The 17,622-nt window shown below is 67.9% G+C and carries 13 protein-coding genes; 5 read left to right on the forward strand and 8 right to left on the reverse strand.

From position 1 onward, the window contains the following. The first annotated feature begins 132 nt into the window (after positions 1-132). Positions 133-1,641, forward strand: a complete 1,509-nt coding sequence (gene pdxR, locus PO605_RS12755) for a MocR-like pyridoxine biosynthesis transcription factor PdxR (RefSeq protein ID WP_046985635.1) — start codon at positions 133-135, stop codon at positions 1,639-1,641. Positions 1,642-1,719: 78 nt separating this feature from the next. After that, entirely contained in the window at positions 1,720-2,226 is a 507-nt protein-coding gene (locus tag PO605_RS12760; protein ID WP_016447586.1) for a GNAT family N-acetyltransferase, read from the forward strand. 112 nt (positions 2,227-2,338) lie between these two features. Here PO605_RS12760 and PO605_RS12765 read toward each other — a convergent pair whose 3' ends face one another. From PO605_RS12765 to PO605_RS12785, 5 genes are all read right to left on the reverse strand, one after another. Next, positions 2,339-2,818 (reverse strand): CYTH domain-containing protein, encoded by a 480-nt coding sequence (locus PO605_RS12765; protein ID WP_016447585.1) that lies wholly within the window; start codon positions 2,816-2,818, stop codon positions 2,339-2,341. 150 nt (positions 2,819-2,968) lie between these two features. Then, positions 2,969-5,404 (reverse strand): RNA polymerase sigma factor RpoD, encoded by a 2,436-nt coding sequence (rpoD, locus tag PO605_RS12770; RefSeq protein ID WP_016447584.1) that lies wholly within the window; start codon positions 5,402-5,404, stop codon positions 2,969-2,971. Between the two features lie 260 nt (positions 5,405-5,664). Next, positions 5,665-7,701 carry a DNA primase gene (gene dnaG / locus PO605_RS12775; RefSeq protein WP_272206534.1) on the reverse strand — a complete coding sequence of 679 codons (2,037 nt, stop codon included), beginning with the start codon at positions 7,699-7,701 and terminating at the stop codon, positions 5,665-5,667. A gap of 41 nt (positions 7,702-7,742) precedes the next feature. Then, a complete protein-coding gene (locus tag PO605_RS12780) occupies positions 7,743-9,959 on the reverse strand; it encodes a sensor histidine kinase (RefSeq protein ID WP_272206535.1) in 2,217 nt (738 codons plus the stop codon). Then, entirely contained in the window at positions 9,956-10,681 is a 726-nt protein-coding gene (locus PO605_RS12785) for a response regulator transcription factor (RefSeq protein ID WP_016447581.1), read from the reverse strand. Before PO605_RS12785 ends, PO605_RS12780 begins: the two co-directional genes overlap by 4 nt. A 265-nt stretch (positions 10,682-10,946) precedes the next feature. Between PO605_RS12785 and PO605_RS12790 the strand changes: the two genes are divergently transcribed. The 3 genes from PO605_RS12790 (at position 10,947) to PO605_RS12800 (ending at position 15,878) form a co-directional block, all read left to right on the forward strand. Continuing rightward, positions 10,947-12,284, forward strand: coding sequence for an SPFH domain-containing protein (locus PO605_RS12790; protein ID WP_047470060.1), 1,338 nt, complete (start codon positions 10,947-10,949; stop codon positions 12,282-12,284). Between the two features lie 3 nt (positions 12,285-12,287). Continuing rightward, a complete protein-coding gene (locus PO605_RS12795; protein WP_272206536.1) occupies positions 12,288-13,760 on the forward strand; it encodes a hypothetical protein in 1,473 nt (490 codons plus the stop codon). Between the two features lie 471 nt (positions 13,761-14,231). After that, complete coding sequence (locus PO605_RS12800) at positions 14,232-15,878, forward strand: acyl-CoA synthetase (protein WP_047472036.1); 1,647 nt, start codon at positions 14,232-14,234, stop codon at positions 15,876-15,878. 27 nt (positions 15,879-15,905) lie between these two features. Here PO605_RS12800 and PO605_RS12805 read toward each other — a convergent pair whose 3' ends face one another. The 3 genes from PO605_RS12805 to PO605_RS12815 are packed head-to-tail and all read right to left on the reverse strand — an operon-like array spanning position 15,906 to position 17,322. Continuing rightward, a complete protein-coding gene (locus PO605_RS12805) occupies positions 15,906-16,241 on the reverse strand; it encodes an SMR family transporter (protein WP_012206837.1) in 336 nt (111 codons plus the stop codon). A 2-nt stretch (positions 16,242-16,243) separates the two neighbouring features. Next, on the reverse strand, positions 16,244-17,050 hold the full coding sequence (gene map, locus PO605_RS12810; RefSeq protein ID WP_047472033.1) for a type I methionyl aminopeptidase: 807 nt from the start codon (positions 17,048-17,050) through the stop codon (positions 16,244-16,246). Beyond that, positions 17,047-17,322 carry a ParD-like family protein gene (locus tag PO605_RS12815; protein WP_016447576.1) on the reverse strand — a complete coding sequence of 92 codons (276 nt, stop codon included), beginning with the start codon at positions 17,320-17,322 and terminating at the stop codon, positions 17,047-17,049. Before PO605_RS12815 ends, map begins: the two co-directional genes overlap by 4 nt. Between the last annotated feature and the right edge of the window lie 300 nt (positions 17,323-17,622).

Genomic DNA, 17,622 nt, shown 5'->3' on the forward strand with positions numbered 1-17,622 from the left:
GCAATGCTTACGGTTATAGTGGCGATTGGTTCCATGAATGGAGCCATCTTTTGAAAAGATGATGGTGCCAATCGAGTTCGCCACCATCGCTTCCACAAGGCAGGCAACGCAGGCAACGCAGGCAAGGCAGACATGGCAAAACCTTCCGTGTGCGCGGACCTCATCCTCCAGATGGACTGGCGCGGGCTGGGCGGGGACCGCGTCCGCCTGAACCGGGCCCTGTACCTGGCGCTGCGCCAGGCCGTGGACAGCGGGGCCCTGTTGCCGGGCAGCCGCCTGCCGGCCTCGCGCGACCTGGCCCGCGAGCTGGATGTGTCGCGCAACACCGTCAACCATGCCTATGAGCAGCTGCAGGTGGAGGGCTATGTGCGCAGCCAGGTCGGGCGTGGCACGCAGGTGGTCGACACCCTGCCTGCGGCCATGCTGCTGAGCGGCGGACGTGCACCCGCCCGCCGCGCTGCCGCCGCAGCGCCTGCGCCTGGCGGCGGCCTGTCCGTGCAGGCACAGGCCTTGCTGAAAACCGCCCAGGCTTCGGAGCAGCAATGGGGCGCCTTCATGCCAGGCGTGCCCGACGTGACGCAGTTCCCGCGCGCCGCCTACGCGCGCATCCACAACCGCCTGCTGCGACACGCCGGGCCGCAGCTGCTCACCTATGGCACGCGCGGCGGCGTGGAGGCGCTCAAGCAGGCGCTGGCCGAGCACCTGCGCGTGGCGCGCTCGGTGAACTGCGCGCCCGACCAGGTGCTGATCACAGAAGGCGTGCACCAGGCCATCGACCTGGTGGTGCGCAGCCTTGCCGACCCTGGCGACTGCGTCTGGATGGAGGAGCCGGGCTACTGGGGCATCGCCAACGTGTTGCGCATGCAGCACGGGCTGAGCCTGCACAGCGTGCCAGTGGACGAGGAGGGCATGCATCTGCCGGACGGCCTGCCCGTGCCGCGGCTGATCTTCGTCACTCCCTCGCACCAGTACCCGCTGGGTGCCGTCATGAGCATGGCGCGGCGCCGCGCGCTGATCGCCTACGCGCGCCGGGTGGGTGCCTGGATCGTCGAGGACGACTACGACAGCGAATTCCGGTTCTCCGGCAGCCCTGTGCCCAGCATGCAGGGCATGGAGGAGGACGCGCCCGTCATCTACATAGGCACCTTCAGCAAGACCCTCTACCCGGGACTGCGCATGGGCTACATGGTGCTGCCCCCGACCCTGGCCGAGCCGCTGCGCCGCATCCATTCCGAGCTGTACCGAGAGGGTCACCAGCTGCCGCAGCAGGTCATCGCCGAACTGATCGTGGAAGGCCACTACGCCGCCCACATCCGCAAGATGCGCCTGCTCTACGGCAAGCGCCGCCGCATGCTGATGGCCTTGATCGAGCGCTATCTGGGCGCCGACCACCTGCCCTGGGTGGACAGCGGCGCGGGGCTGCATTTCGTGATGCAGCTGCCCGGGCAGGACGATGATGTCGTGCTCGCCGAGGACCTCCGGCAGGCCGGCATCTTCGTCAAGCCGCTGTCGCGCTACTACGCGGGTCCGCACCGGCGGCGTGGCCTGCTGCTGGGGTACGCCTGCGTTTCCGAGGAAGAGATAGGCGCAGCCTTCTTCCGCATGCTGGCAGTGCTCGGAGCCCGGCATGGCCGGCGCTGAGGCCCGGGCCGGACCATCCGGCCGGGCGCCGCCTTGGCTCCCGACGCCAACCCTTTTTTGTCTGCCTAAGGATGCACCATGATCTCCATCCGCCCCGTTGAACCCCATGAATGGCCGCAGTACCGGGATATCCGCCTGCGTGCCCTGCGCGATGCACCCGACGCCTTCGGCAGCACCTGGGAGTCGGAGGCCGCAAGGGTTGACGCGGACTGGGCTGCGCGGCTGCAGGCCGCCGTTGCCGGCGGCAGGGACAGGGTGCTCTTCGCCGTCAACGGCGGCCAGGCCTGCGGCCTGCTCTGGTGCAAGCTGTGTGCCCCCGAGCCCGGCGTGGCCGATCTCTTCCAGATGTGGGTCGATCCCGCCGTGCGTGGCCGGGGTGCGGGCCAGGCCCTGCTGGCCCAGGCCGTCGCCTGGGCCTGGCACAAGGGCATGCAGCGTGTGCGGCTGGGTGTGACCGATGCCGACTCTCCCGCCATGCGCCTGTACCTGGCGAACGGCTTCCGGCCTGTGGGCGGGCTGCAGCCGCTGCGCGAGGGCTGCGAACTGCGCGTGCAGACGATGGCCCTGGACCGGGCCGGCGGCTGAGCCGCTGCACAGCGCAGGAAGTTCCGGCAGTCAGTCCCTGCGGCCTCTGTCGCCCCCTGGTGGCCCCGTGTAGCCCCCCGTAGCCCCGGGGCGTCCACAAGGCCGTCCTGCATCAGCCCGGCAGCACGGCCGGTGAAGGCACCTGCCGGGTCTTGGCCAGTTGCGCGTTGCTGTAGCGAAGATCCGCGGTGACCTCCGCTCCCAGCCAGGCGGGCGAGGGCGGCTGGATATCCTCGCTGGCCAGTTCGATCTCGGCCGTGACCAGCCCGGCCAGCGGGCCTTCGAATACATCGACCTCGAAGTCGAAGCCGTCCACCGTCACGATGTAGCGCACCTTTTCGAGTGCGCCATGCGCGCAGTGCTGGGCCAGCAGCGTCTCGGCGTCGGCCAGCGGAATCCGGTATTCGAATTCGGCGCGGCTCATGCCGCGTGCCGGCCCCTTGAGCGTGAGAAATCCGGCGTCCCCGGCGATGCGCACCCGCACCCACATGCCGTTGTCGGCGATGTATCCCTGCGCCATGCGCACGCCGGTCAGGCCGGTCACGACGCCGGGGTCGGCCACAAGGTATTTGCGTTCGATTTCGAGAGCCATGCTGATGCCCTTGCAGACAAAGGCGGCAGTCTATCGCGCCACCATCGCCCTGCCCGGCAGATGGCCGGCCACAAACAAAAAGCCCCGCAGGGGAGTGCGGGGCTTTCCAGGGGGCGGTTGCCGGCCCGGGGGGGCGGCATCCACAGCGCCTTACAGCGAGTCGATGAAGCTGCGCAGCTTGTCCGAGCGGCTCGGATGCTTGAGCTTGCGCAGGGCCTTGGCCTCGATCTGGCGGATGCGTTCGCGCGTGACGTCGAACTGCTTGCCCACTTCTTCCAGCGTGTGGTCGGTGGACATTTCGATGCCGAAGCGCATGCGCAGCACCTTAGCTTCGCGCGGGGTCAGGCCGTCGAGGATGTCCTTGACCACGTCGCGCAGGCCGGCCTGCATGGCGGCGTCCACGGGAGCGGTGTTGTTGGTGTCCTCGATGAAGTCGCCCAGGTGCGAATCGTCGTCGTCGCCGATCGGCGTTTCCATGGAGATCGGCTCCTTGGCGATCTTCATGATCTTGCGGATCTTGTCTTCCGGGATCTCCATCTTGGCCGCCAGGATGGACGCGTCGGGCTCGAAGCCGAACTCCTGCAGATGCTGGCGCGAGATGCGGTTCATCTTGTTGATGGTCTCGATCATGTGCACCGGGATGCGGATGGTGCGCGCCTGGTCGGCGATCGAGCGCGTGATGGCCTGGCGGATCCACCACGTGGCATAGGTCGAGAACTTGTAGCCGCGACGGTATTCGAACTTGTCCACGGCCTTCATCAGGCCGATGTTGCCTTCCTGGATCAGGTCCAGGAACTGCAGGCCACGGTTCGTGTACTTTTTGGCGATGGAGATCACCAGGCGCAGGTTGGCCTCGATCATCTCCTTCTTGGCGTCACGGCTGGCGCGCTCGCCGTCGTTCATGCGCTTGTTGATGCGCTTGAGCTCGTCCAGCGGCACGACCACGCGCGATTGCAGGTCGATCAGGTTCTGCTGCAGTTCCTGCACGGGCGGGACATTGCGCTCCAGCACGCTGCTCCAGGGCTTGCCCGCCGCGACCTGCTCCACCACCCACTGCAGGTTCAGCAGGTTGGGCGGGAACTGGGCGATGAAGGTTTCCTGCGGCATGCCGCACTTGTCCACGATGATCTTGCGCAGCTCGCGTTCCTTCTTGCGCACGTCATCGACCTGGGCACGCACGAGGTCGCACAGCTTCTCGATGGTCTTGGCCGTGAAGCGGATGGTCATCAGCTCTTCGGTCAGGGCCTTCTGCACCTTGATGTACGTGGGCGTGCCGTAGCCTTCCTTGTCGTACACCTTGTGCATCTTGTCGAAGTTCTCGCGCATGGCGTCGAAGCGGCGCAGCGCCTCGTTCTTGAGTTCTTCGAGCTTCTTGGTCAGTGCCTTGGAGCCGCCCTTGCCGTCGTCGTCGTCCTCTTCGTCGTATTCGTCGAAGTCTTCTTCGGCCACGTAGTCGTCGTTCTCATTGGCGTTGACGAAACCGTCGACGATGGTGGAGATGACGACCTTGCCTTCGCGGATTTCCTCGGACATGGCCAGGATTTCTGCGATGGTGGCGGGCGAGGCCGAGATGGCCTCCATCATGTCCATCAGGCCGCCTTCGATGCGCTTGGCGATTTCGATCTCGCCTTCGCGCGTCAGCAGCTCCACCGTGCCCATTTCGCGCATGTACATGCGCACGGGGTCGGTGGTGCGGCCGAATTCGGAGTCCACCGTGGACAGGGCGGCTTCGGCCTCTTCCTCGGCTTCCTCTTCGGTGGTGGCGGACTGGCCCGTGTTGTTCAGCAGCAGGGTTTCCGCGTCGGGGGTCTGCTCGTAGACGGCCACGCCCATGTCGTTGAGCATGGAGATCACGACTTCCAGCGTCTCGGCATCGACCAGCTTGTCGGGCAGGTGGTCGTTGATTTCGCTGTGCGTCAGGTAGCCGCGCGTCTTGCCCAGCTTGATCAGCGCCTTCAGGCGCTGGCGGCGGGTGGACATTTCCTCTTCGGTCAGGACGGTTTCGTCCAGGCCGAATTCCTTCATCAAGGCACGTTCCTTGGCCTTGCTGATCTTCATGCGCAGGGGCTTGACCTTTTCAGCCGGGGCCGAGGAGGCCTCGACCTCGACTTCCACTTCGGTCTCGACTTCGCCTTCCACTTCGCCATCGATGTCGCCATCGATGTCCGACAGGTCGGCGTCGTCCATGTCGTCGCCCGCTTCCTTGGCCTTGGGCTTGCGGCCGCGCTTGGCGGGGGTCTTGGCTGCAGCGGTGGAAGTGGCGGCCTTGGCCGGCGCCTTCTTGGCGGCAGCAGGCTTCTTTTCTGTCTGGGCGGGGGCGTCGTCGCCTTCGGCTGCCTTCTTGCGGCCACGCTTGGGCGTCGCGGCGGCGAGCAGTTCGTCGGCCATGGCTTTGAGTTCGGCTTGGGACTTGGTTACCACGTCGGTATCTTTCTTTGCTTTGGCCGCAGATGCGGCGCTCTTCGGTCCTGCAGCGGCTTTGCCGGCACCGGCCTTGACGGCCGGGGCTGAAGAGGTTGTCGAAGTCTTGGGCTTCGCTGGAGCTTCGGGGGCCTGCTTGGACTTCACGGACTTTGAAACGGGCATGAGCACCTCACGGTCGGGAGCGAACACACACAAAGGGAAACTCAAACAAGCGCCGCCTAAGCGCGCGCGGACGGACTAGGCCCGCCAGGGAAGCGTACATATTCCAGGCAAGATGTCTGGGCGATCATTTGGTGTGCAGTCCTTGCGGGAAATTGGGCCGTGCAGTTGCTGCAATCACGTGAGTTCGTCACGGGGCCCGGTCCGGAGGTGCTGCTGTCGCTCTTGCCGATAGCCCCCAATTATATCTGCTTACCTCGATTTCAAGAGGAAGTGCGCATCTGGTTTTCCAGGGCCTGCTGTCGGGCAAAGAGATCGCGATAGCGCTGGGCGGCGCTGGGGTCCCGTGCCATGTCGCGCAAGGCTTCGTCGATCTGAGCCTTGATGTGGACGATGACCATGCGATTGAGGACATCACGCAACTCACGGCGCAGCTCGGGCAGTTCGCCCTCGGGGTGCGCGTGGGGGCCGCTCATGAGCCTGTCTGCCAGCGTTTCGTGAGGCAGGCCGCGCAGTTGTTCGCGCAGCACGGCAAAGGGCCGGGCCCCGGATTCCTGGAACTGTGCCTCCATCCAGCGGAACATGGCGCCATGTTCGCCTGAGCAGTGCGCCAATGCCTCGAAGTCCTCGTGGGTGAGTTCTTCCATGAATTCCATGTGCGCCATGAGCAGGCGTGCCGCCTGGTCGGTGCGTGTGGCTGGCGCGCCACGCGGGCCCATGGGGGGCGGGTTGAAGTCGGCCCGGCCATTCTTGTCCCAGGGTTTGCGCGGCCAGGGCTTTTTGCCGCCGCGCCCGGGCTCGCCGCTGCGCCAGCCGCCCGCGCCGCTTCCATGGCCGCCACGCTCGTGCCAGCCCGAAGGCGCGCCGTATTCGACAGGCTGGCCCCAGTCGGGCGCGGCCGGTGCATGGCCGGCCTGCTGGCCCGGATGGGAAGCACCGCCGGCCATGGAGCCCCGCGCCGGGGCGCTGCGAGCGGCTTCCTGCGACCACAGGTCGGAGAGGTCGCGCGCATCGAGCTGCACGAGTTCGGCGATCTCGCCCAGCAGCTGGCGCTTGAGCGCGCCGTCAGGCAGGGCCGTCCACAGGGGGCGGGCATTGCTGGCCATGTGGGCACGGCCTTCGGCCTGGCCCAGGTCGCAGCCTTCGCTGGCCGCCTCGATGAGAAAGCGGCTCAGCGGCAGCGCGTCGCCCACGTAGCGGGCAAAGGCTTCGCTGCCGTATTCGCGGATGAAGCTGTCCGGGTCGTGTTCGGCGGGCAGGAAGAGGAATTTGACGCTGCGCGTGTCGCTGGCATAGGGCAGGGCCGCATCGAGCGCCTTGCGCGCGGCGCGCCGGCCCGCCCCGTCGCCGTCGAAGCTGAAAACGACGGCGTCAGTAAATCGAAACAGTTTGTGAATGTGATCGGGCGTGCAGGCCGTGCCCAGCGTGGCGACGGCGTTGGCAAAGCCCAGCTGGGCCAGGGCCACCACGTCCATATAGCCTTCGGTGACCAGCGCATAGCCCATGTCGCGCAGGGCGGTGCGGGCCTCGAACAGGCCGTAGAGTTCGCGCCCCTTGTGAAACACCGGGGTTTCGGGCGAATTCAGGTATTTGGGCTTCTCGTCGCCGAAGACGCGGCCGCCGAAGCCTATGCACTCGCCCTTGACGTTGCGGATGGGAAACATCAGCCGGTCGCGGAAGCGGTCGTAGCGCTTGCCGTCGTCCTCGCCGACGATGACCAGGCCCGATTCTTCGAGCTGCGGATCGTCGTAATGCGCAAACACGCTGGCCAGGTTGCGCCAGCCGGCGGGCGCATAGCCCAGGCCGAAGCGCCTGGCGGTCTCGCCCGAGACGCCGCGGCGCTTGAGGTAGTCGATGGCCTGGGGAGAGGCCTTCAGGTGCTTGCGGAAAGATTCGCCGGCCTTTTCCAGCACGTCGGTGAGGGTGGCCTGTTTCTGCTTCTGGGCGGCCTGGCGCTCGCGCTCGGCCGGGCTGATGTCGTCCTGCGGCACCTGCAGGCCAACCTGGCCGGCAAGATCCTGCACCGCTTCGACGAAGCCCATGCCGGCATGGTCCATCAGAAAACCGATGGCGTTGCCGTTCTTGCCGCAGCCGAAGCAGTGATAGAACTGCTTGCTGGGGCTGACGGTGAAGGAAGGCGACTTCTCGCTGTGGAAAGGGCACAGGCCCATGAAGTTGGCGCCGCCCTTCCTGAGCTGTACGTAACGGCCCACGATGTCGACCACGTCGACGCGCGCGAGCAACTCCTGGATGAACGATTGGGGAATGGACACCCGCGTATTGTGCCTTCGCGGGGCCATCCGGCCGTGCCCCGGGGGCACTGGCCGGCAGCGCCCGGCCCTCAGCCCAGGCGCTGGAAGGTCAGCGTGAAGGCCACGCCATCGCGCGTGTTGTGGGCCCTGATCGTGCCGCCCATCTTGGCCATGTAGGTCCTGGCCACGAACAGGCCCTGTCCCCGGTGCTCGGCGCCGCTGGCGGCAGAAGGCTCCTGGGGCGCGGACACCCCCAGCTCGAAGATGCGCTCCAGCAGGTCCTCCGCAATGGTGGCGCCCTGGTTGTGCAGCGTGGCGCTGGCGGTGGACTCGGAGGCCGACAGCGACAGCGTGATGGCCGTGCCGGCCGGCCGGTAGCTGTCGGCATTGCGCAGGATGTGGGTGACCACGTCCTCCAGAGCAAATTCGTCGGCGCGCACGATCACGGCGCCGGCGGCTCCCGCGCTCCCGCTCTTGTTCCCGCCTTCGTAGACCACATCGGCAATGCCCGCATAGTGCGCGTTGGCCGCCACGTGGCTGAGGAAGGCGTCCAGGTCCAGCCGGCCCTCCGGCACGGTGGCGGCCTGCAGCGCCTCGGCCGGCGATGCCGTGCCGTAGAGCACATGCACGGCCTGCTGCATGCGCTGCACATAGCGGTGGCCGGGGTCGTCGGGGCCGTACAGCACCATCAGCGATTGCAGGGGCGACATGATCTCGTGGCCCACGGCATGCCACATGTCGCGTTCCTGCTGGGCGCGCAGCTGCTCGCGCTGCAGGTCGTCCTTCACGCGCTGCAGCAGGTCGGCCAGGCCGCCGGCCAGAATGCCCAGCTCGTCGGAACCACGCAGGTCCGACACTTCGAGATCGCCCAGGCGTGGCCCGACATGGCCGTCCTGCACGTTGTAGGAGACGGCGGCGGCGCGCCGGGTGAGGGCGGTCACGCGGCGGATCAGCCCCAGCTCGACGATCAGCCAGGCCAGCGCAATGGCGGCCAGCATGGCGCCCAGGTACCAGGACAGGCGCGTGGCCACGGCGGCCAGGCCCTGCTCCACATCGCGCGGGTGGCCGGTGAAGCTGACGGTGTAGTTGCCCGTGGGCGTGTCCAGAATGTCCTGGCCCGTGGGCACGGCCGGGGTCATGGTGGCGGCGGAGACGCCGGCTGCATCCAGCGGCAGCCAGCTGATCAGGCGCAGCAGCCAGGGCGCCGACGGCGCGGCCTGCACATCCACGCCCTTGAGGGTGATGGCGCTGGCCTCGTCGGCACCCACCTTGCGGATCTGCACGCGCTCGCCGGGCAGCAGGCTGCGCGAGATGTCGTTGAGCGAGGCGGCCAGCTGCGCCCCCGGCGCATTGCTGTCGAACAGGGGCGCGGCCGCCTCGCCCGGGGCCAGCATTTCCACGCGCACACGCATGCTGCCCAGGTCTTCGGGCGGCCAGACGGGGCGCACGTCCCTGCGGAACAGGGCCTCGCGGAACAGCTCGACCGGCAGGCGGATGGAGTAGTGCGTGCGGCGCAGGCAATCGGCTGCAGGGGGCGTCTTGTCATTGCCCGCATGGCCCTGCACGCCAGGAGGCAGGTCGCGGCAATGGCCGTTCTGCCAGAGCCAGCCACGGAAATCGCGCACGGGCCGCGCGCGGGCGTCAAGCTGGGGCGTGCCGTTGTCCACAAAGCCGGTGAGCCGGCCGTGCTCGCCGTTGCCGGCCCTGCTGCCCTGCTGCGGCATGGCCTCATAGGGGGCGATCCAGCGGTAGGTGCTGCCGCGCATGTCCAGCGTGATGCGGGCGCGGTGCGCCTGGGCGGGCTCGCGCGAGCCGCGCTCGCGCGGTGTCAGCTCGCCTGCGAAGAAGCTGCCCACCAGATAGATGAAGCCGCCTGCGTAGGGATTGTTGCCGATGGCCGCGCACAGCGAGGCGCCATCGGGATACTGCACCGAGCAGCCGGCCATCTCCACGGCCTGCTGGGACTTTTGCGGATCGTCGAAGTCGATGGCCGCGTAGGGCAGCAGCAGCGGCGCCAGCGGTGTCACGCCCTGGCCCAGGTGGCCGGCGTTGAGCAGGGCCAGCCGGCCCGAAGGATGGCGCAGCCGCGCCATGACCTCGGCCTGGCTGCGCACAAAGCCGTGCTGGTAGGCCTGCCAGGCGCGTTCCTTCTCGTCCTTGAGCACCACCACGCTCAGCGCCACCGTGGCCACGGCCAGCAGCACGAACACGCCGCGCAGCAGGATGCGCTGGCGGAAGGCGGCCAGGCCCAGGCGCGGAACTTCCAGCCGGGGCAGCTCCAGTTTGGGGTTGAGCAGGCGCTTCATGCGCGGGCGGCGGCGCCGGCCTGGCCCACCCAGCGAAAGCCGCGCATGGGCACGTTCTCTATGCCTTCGAAGCCCGGGTCCACCTCGCGCAGGGCCTCGCGGATGGTGCTGACGTGCTTGCGCACGTTGTCGCGGTTGCGGCCGCTTTTGACCACCTCGAACAGCTCGTCGTAGGACACCACTTCGCCGCTGCGCTGGTGCAGCGTGGCCAGGATACGCTGGGCCGTCAGCGGCAGGTTGATGCGCTCGCCGCGCCAGGTGGGCGTGCGCTGCCACAGGGGGTCCAGCACCAGGGCATCGCCTGCGGGCGCTGCGGCGGCCTGCGCGGCCACGGGCGCCGCGCGCTGCGTGGTGCGCAGGATGTCGAGGAAAGTCTCGATGAAGTCGGCCTCCTCGAAGGTGGTCTTTTGCAGGTAGTCCCAGGCGTCCAGCGCTTTCATGATGCTGCGGTAGATGGCGGCCGGCATGGCCGACACCACCAGCACCGGCGTGCCCTGGCCCAGCTTGTTGATGGCGTTGATCAGCGCCACGCCGGCATGGCGCTCGCGGCCCAGCTCGATGTCCAGCACCACGGCGTCGTAGTGCTCGCGCGCCAGGGCGGCCTCGGCCTCGTCGCGCGTGAACCACTGGTCGATCACGATGCCGCTGCGCGCACTGCGTATCCATCCCGCCAACTGGTTGCTGGTGGGCAGGTCGTCTTCGATCACGGCGATACGGGTCATGGGGCTGTGCAGGGGTGGGGTCGGGGAGGCCGCCGTGGCGGTGTTCGCGGGATTATCTCGGCCCTGCGCCGGCCCGGGTGTGAGTTTTTCTTCCAGGGCCGGAGCGTTTGCGCCGCCGGTGTGAGCGCTTTGGTCCGTGCGCTGCGTTGTTGCTTCCGGGGTGGATCCGAACAATCGGTCCTCAATGAGCCACCCCTGTTTCCGGTGCCTCAGAAACAGCCAACAACAGCCAACAACAGCCATCACAGCCGAGAGAGAGAACACCATGAAAGCCACCTGGAACCGCATCATGCAGGCCCTGACGGGTCGCAAGTCCGCCCGCCTGGACGGAGCCGGCCCTGCCGATTCCTCCGAGCCTGCAGCCGACGCCGGCACGCTGCCGGGCAACGCGCCCCGCCGCCAGCCCGTGGACTGGGCAGTCCTGCTGCCCACGGCACGTACCGTGCGCTGGCTGGCCATCGGCGTCGTGGTGGTGGCAGCCGGCCTGGTGGTGGTGCGCAACCCGCCCGTGCAGCACCTGGAGCAGGGCACGCTGGGCGTGCGCCTGAACCAGTTCACGGGCTCCGTCAGCCTGTGGCGCGATGGCAGCGTGTGGGTGGTGCCGGGCCTGCACACGGTGCGCGTGTTCTCCCTGCGCGACCAGAGCTACCGTCCGGAGGCCATGCGCCAGGCCAATGGCAGCGCACCCCTGCAGTCGGTCGAGGGCCTGTCCCTGGGTCTGGACCTGAACGTCCGCTATGCGCTTGATCCCGCATCGCCCGCCGTCAAGGCCGGCAACCTGCCTCTGGACATAGGCGGCGACATCGTGGAGCCCGCCGTGCAGGGCCTGGTCTACAAGGTGTTCGCACGCTACACCGTGCGCGAGATCTTCTCGACCAAGCGTGCCGAGATCGCCCAGATCATGGAAACCGAACTGCGCACGCGCCTGGCGGCCGACGGCGTGACGCTGCGCAGCATCCAGATCGGCAAGGTGGACCTGCCCGCCGAGTACCGCCGCGGCATGGACAGCCTGCTGGCCGAGGAACTGGCCTCCGAGAAGATGCGCTACACGCTGGAGCTCAAGGACAAGCGCGTCAAGGAAACCGAGCTGGACGCCAATGCCGACAAGGTGCGCCGCGAAGTGGCCGCCGAAGCCGCCGCACGCGAGCAGGTGATTGCGGCGCGTGCCCAGGAAGAGGCCATGAAGCATGTGCTGCCCTTCAAGCAGCGCCAGATCGAGCAGCGCCAGCTGGAGGCCGAGGCCGAGCGCGTGGCCCGCGTGAAAGCTGCCGAGGGCAGCGCCCAGGCCCGCCGCATCGAGGCCAATGGCGAAGCCGATGCACGCCAGAAGCTGGCCGAGGCCGAGGCCTTCCGCATGGACCGCCTGGGCAAGGTCAACGCCGAGCAGATGGCGCGCGAAGGTACCCTGGTCACGCGCTACCCGCTGCTCATCCAGAAGACGCTGGCCGACAAGCTCTCGGACAAGATCCAGGTCATCATCGCGCCCCCGCCGACCAATGGCGACTTCATCGGCGCGGCCCTGCTGGGCGGCAGCCGCAATGCACAGGCCGGCGCAGCCTCCGTGGCGGCCGAAGATGCCAACGCAGCCGTTCAGGAGCAATAAGCCATGCTGACCGTATCGACCTTGGCCGCCGCAGCGCTGGCCACCGGCATGGGCAGCGCCATCGTGGTGCAGGACCAGGCCAGCCTGCGCGCCGCGCCGCGCGATGGCGCCCAGCAGCAGGCCAGCCTGTGGCAGGGCGAGGTGCTGGAGATCAGGGGCGAACGCCTGGACTACCTCCAGGTCTGGGACCACAAGCGCGAGCGCGGCGGCTTCATCCGCGCCAGCGATGTGCGCCGTGTGGCCCTGACAGAGGCCGATGCCCCCGCGCTGCTGGCCGTGCTGCGCTTCGTGCAGGACACGCCCGGTGCCGAGGCGCTGGGCATCGGCCTGGCGGCCGCCTACCTGCAGGCCGCGCCCGCCAGGACCCTGGCTGGCGCCGAAGGCGCGCAGGCCTTCGACGCACTGGGCGGCTTTGCCGACCGGCTGGCGCGGCGCGCCTCCGCCGCTGCGCCCGGCAAGGCCTCGGGCGCCACGCTGTCGGCCCACCTGGATGTGGCCAACGGCTACGGCCTGCGCTTTGCGACCTATGAGGTCGAAGGCCGCATGCAGGTCTGCTATGAAGGCGAATTCTTCCGCCGCGTGCTGGCCATGCCCGCCGCCGACGCGCCGCAGCGCGCCCGCGCCGCCCTGGCGCTGACACGGCCCGAATGCGTGGACCCCGATCTGCCGGCCCATGAGCGCGCCCGCCTGTACGCCTGGCAGGCCGATGTGCTGGAGCGCGTGGATGTGACCGGCCTGCCGCCCTACCTGCGCGGCCGCGTGCAGATGCGCCGCGCCAGCGTGTGGGGCGCGCTGGCCTTTCAGCAGGCGCGCAAAGGCATGGCCGACCCTGCCGTGGCTGCATCGGCCGCCCGGGCGCTGGCCGAGTTCACGGGCGTCAGCAAGTCCGAGCTGCCCGATGAAGACCAGAGCGCTTACAACGACGCGGCCATGCGGGTGAGCGCCGTGCGCTGGGCGCTGGCGCCTGTTGCTGCTGCGGCTCCTGCTGCCGGAGCCCGCCCGACGCTGCTGACCGAGCCCGGTGCTCCCGGCGAAACCTGCGTGCTGCTGGTGGACGCCCATCATGGCGCCAAGGCCCCTTTGCTGCGCCGCTGCACCTATGGAGTGGTGTGGGCTGCATCGGCCAGCACCAACCGCGAGGGCACGGCCGTGGCCCTGGCCGTGCAGCCGCTGGAAGGCTGGCGCGAACTGTGGGTGCTGCGCAAGACCGAAGGCGGCTGGCTGGCCGATGTGCTTCCCCCCGCCGCCACCGCGCCGGAGACCGGCGTGGCCGAATGGGCGGGCTGGGTGCCTGGCGGCCAGCTGATGCTGGTGGCGCGCGAGGCCCGTGGCCAGGGCCGCTACCGCAAGAGCTTCGAAGTGGTGCGGCTGGACGGCCTGGCCACCGAGCGCGTGACCGGCGATGTGTCTGCCCTGCCGCTGTTCCAGCGCTGGCAGGACCCGGCCTGGAAGCGCCAGTCCCTGAGCCTGCGCTGAAGCAAAAAAAAGCCTGCACCGGTGGGGTGCAGGCTCGTCTCCAACGATGCCTGGAGCGTTGCCAGGCGACTCCTCTAGGAACTCCTTGTTCGCCTTCCAGCGGCGCTGGCCGGCGAATCCAAGCGGCGATTCTACGAGTGAAGCCGGGGCCGTGCGGCCGAGTCATCTGATAAATGATGTCTTATAGAGGACTGTGGTTGTGTAGTCGCCTGGGGGACAGTCGGAGGCGCGTCTGCAGGCTGGTCAAGTGATTGTTTTGCATGAGTATTTTCAATTTCCATGAAATTCTGAAAGTTGTGATGCCCTGCAAAGACCATGCATGCCGCTTTGGTTATCCGGGCCTGTGCGGTGGCGCGCCCGGTGGTCGCGCATCAAGCTTGTGTAAGCCTGTCTTGCTATATCTTCAGGTTTCGCCAGTCTGCAATGGCAGACCTGCATCACACCAAGAACCCCAGCGAACCGGAGACCACGATGACCCACATATACGACCAGCACCTGGACCGCAACAGCGCCAACCATGCGCCGCTCAGCCCCTTGGGCTTCATCGCCCGCACGGCCGAGGTCTATCCCGAGCGGCTGGCCGTGGTCCACGGCACGCTGCGCCGCAACTGGGGCGAGACCTATGCGCGCTGCCGCCAACTGGCCAGCAGCCTGCACAAGGCGGGCGTGGGCAAGAACGACACCGTGGCCGTGATGCTGCCCAATACGCCGCCCATGGTGGAGGCGCATTTCGGCGTGCCCATGGCGGGGGCCGTGCTCAATGCGCTGAACACGCGGCTGGATGCGGAAACCATCGCCTTCATGCTGGACCATGGCGAGGCCAAGGTGCTGATCGTGGACCCGGAGTTCACGGGCGTGGTGGCCAAGGCGCTGAAGCTGCGCCAGCGCAGCGCGCCGCTGCTGGTGATCCAGGTCGAGGACGCGCTGTACGGCCCGGCCGCCGAGCATGTGGGCAGCCTGGACTACGACGATTTCGTGGCCGGCGGCGATGCCGGTTTCGACTGGCAGCTGCCCGCCGACGAGTGGGACGCCATTGCGCTGAACTACACCAGCGGCACCACGGGCAACCCCAAGGGCGTGGTCTACCACCACCGGGGGGCGGCCATCAATGCCATCAGCAATGTGCTGGAGTGGGACATGCCCAAGCACGCCGTCTACCTGTGGACCCTGCCCATGTTCCATTGCAACGGCTGGTGCTTTCCGTGGACGGTGGCGGCACGGGCGGGGGTCAATGTCTGCCTGCGCCGGGTGGAGGCCCAGGCCATCTTCGACGCCATCCGCAACCACGGCGTCACGCATTACTGCGGCGCGCCCATCGTGCACGGCCTGCTGGTCAATGCGCCGGCCGCCATGAAGGAGGGCGTGCCCGCCGGAGTCAAGGCCATGGTGGCGGGCGCGGCGCCGCCGGCGTCGATGATCGAGGGCATGGAGCAGCTGGGCTTCGACATCACCCATGTCTACGGCCTGACCGAGGTCTACGGCCCGGCCACGGTCTGCGCCAAGCACGCAGCCTGGGATGCGCTGGACATCGGCGAACGCGCACGCCTCAATTCCCGCCAGGGCGTGCGCTACCACCTGCAGCGCTCGGCCAGCGTGCTCGATCCCGAGACCATGGAGCCCGTGCCCCATGACGGCCAGACCATGGGCGAGATCATGTTCCAGGGCAACATCGCCATGAAGGGCTACCTGAAGAACCCGCAGGCCACGGACGAGGCCTTCCGCGGCGGCTGGTTCCACACGGGCGACCTGGCCGTGCAGCATCCGGATGGCTATATACAGATCAAGGACCGCAGCAAGGACATCATCATCTCGGGCGGCGAGAACATCTCGTCCATCGAGGTCGAGGACGTGCTCTACCGCCACCCGGCCGTGCTGGCCGCCGCCGTGGTGGCCAAGCCCGATCCCAAGTGGGGCGAGACGCCCTGCGCCTTCATCGAGCTGAAGGCCGGCGCGCAGACCACGGCCGAAGACATCGTGGCCCACTGCAAGAAGCACCTGGCCGGCTACAAGGTGCCGCGCGCCGTGGTCTTTGGCGAGCTGCCCAAGACCAGCACGGGCAAGATCCAGAAGTTCGAACTGCGCCGCCAGGCCGGATCGGTCCAGGCCATCACGGGCTGATGGCCAGGCCGCAGCGCGGGCAGCGGCTCAGTGTCCGGCCGTCTTGGAAAACAGCTGGATGACCAGCACGCCCGCCACGATCAGGCCCATGCCCGCCAGCGCGGGCAGGTCCAGCGTCTGGCCCTGCCAGAGCCATCCGACCAGCGAGATCAGCACGATGCCCGCGCCCGACCAGATCGCGTAGGCCACGCCCGTGGGCACGGTGCGCAGCGTCAGCGACAGGAAGTAGAAGGCCAGCGCGTAGCCCAGGACCGTGACCACGCTGGGCCACAGCCGCGTGAAGCCTTCGGACTGCTTGAGGCAGGAGGTGGCCGCCACCTCGGCGACGATGGCCAGGCCCAGGTACAGGTAGTTGGACGCCATGCTCAGATGGCCGCGTAGCTGCCCGTGCCCTCGGGCCAGCGCGTGAGCACGTCGAAGCCCGTGTCGGTCACCACCACCATGTGCTCCCACTGGGCGGACAGCGACTTGTCGTTGGTGATCACCGTCCAGCCGTCGGCCAGTTCGCGCGTGGCCGCCTTGCCGGCGTTGAGCATGGGCTCGATGGTGAAGATCATGCCGGCCTCCAGCACCATGCCCTGGCCGGGCTGGCCGTAGTGCAGCACCTGGGGGTCGTCGTGGTAGACCTTGCCGATGCCGTGGCCGCAGTACTCGCGCACCACGCTGAAGCGCTCGCGCTGGGCCACGGTCTGGATGGCATGGCCGATGTCGCCCAGCGTGGCGCCGGGGCGCACGGCGCGGATGCCGGCCAGCAGGGCCTCGTAGGTGGTCTCCACCAGGCGGCGCGCCTGGTTGGAGGGCTGGCCCACGTAGTACATGCGGCTGGTGTCGCCGATCCAGCCGTCGGGCGTGGTCACGGCCACATCGACATTGAGGATGTCGCCCTCGCGCAGGATCTGACGGGCGTCGGGGATGCCGTGGCAGACCACGTGGTTGGGCGAGGTGCAGACCGTCTTCGGAAAGCCGTGGTAGCCCACGTTGGTGGGCACGCAGCGCAGTTCGTCGACGATGAAGTCATGGCAGAGCCTGTCCAGGTGCTCGGTGCTGACGCCCGGCTGCACGTGGGGCACCAGCATCTGCAGGACGCGGGCGGCCAGGCCACCGGCCTTGCGTGATTGCCCGATATCGAGGGCATCGTGCAGCGGGACGCTGCGCAGCTTGGCGCCCCTCATTGCAGGCCTTCCGACAGGCGCACGGGGCGCGGGCGGCGTGCTGCCGTATCGGCGGGAGCCGGCGCCGCTTCGGGCTCGCCCAGCTTCAGCGTGGCCGCGGCCTCTTGCAGCAGCAGGGCGCAGATGCCTGCGTAGTCGAGATGGGGATGGTGTTCGGCCAACTGGCCGACACGCAGCCAATGCTCGGCCTGGGCGTTGATGGATCGACCCAGGGCCGCGCTGGACAGGCGGATCTGGTCGTGCAATTGGTCGGATATTTTGACGATTCCCATGGGGTGGCGATCATACGGGGAATATACGTTTCGTATATTGACAATCGCAAATCGCGGGCCCGGCAGCGGGGCATTCGTGCAGGCCTGCAGATGCAGGCCGTCATGTCGTCGGCGATGCTGCGTGACGGACGGGGCGGATGCTCTTGTGTTGATAGCGCAATGATCAGGTCCGGCTGGCCATCCGACAGAGGTGATGTTTTTCCTGCGGCGCGGTCCTGTACAAGACCCTGCTCGGTGTGATCGACGGTCTTCTATCAGATATCTGTTGCAGATCTGGGGCTTACCCCTAGCAAGTCGCCT

This window comes from Delftia sp. DT-2 (assembly GCF_028401915.1).
GTDB lineage: Bacteria > Pseudomonadota > Gammaproteobacteria > Burkholderiales > Burkholderiaceae_C > Comamonas > Comamonas tsuruhatensis.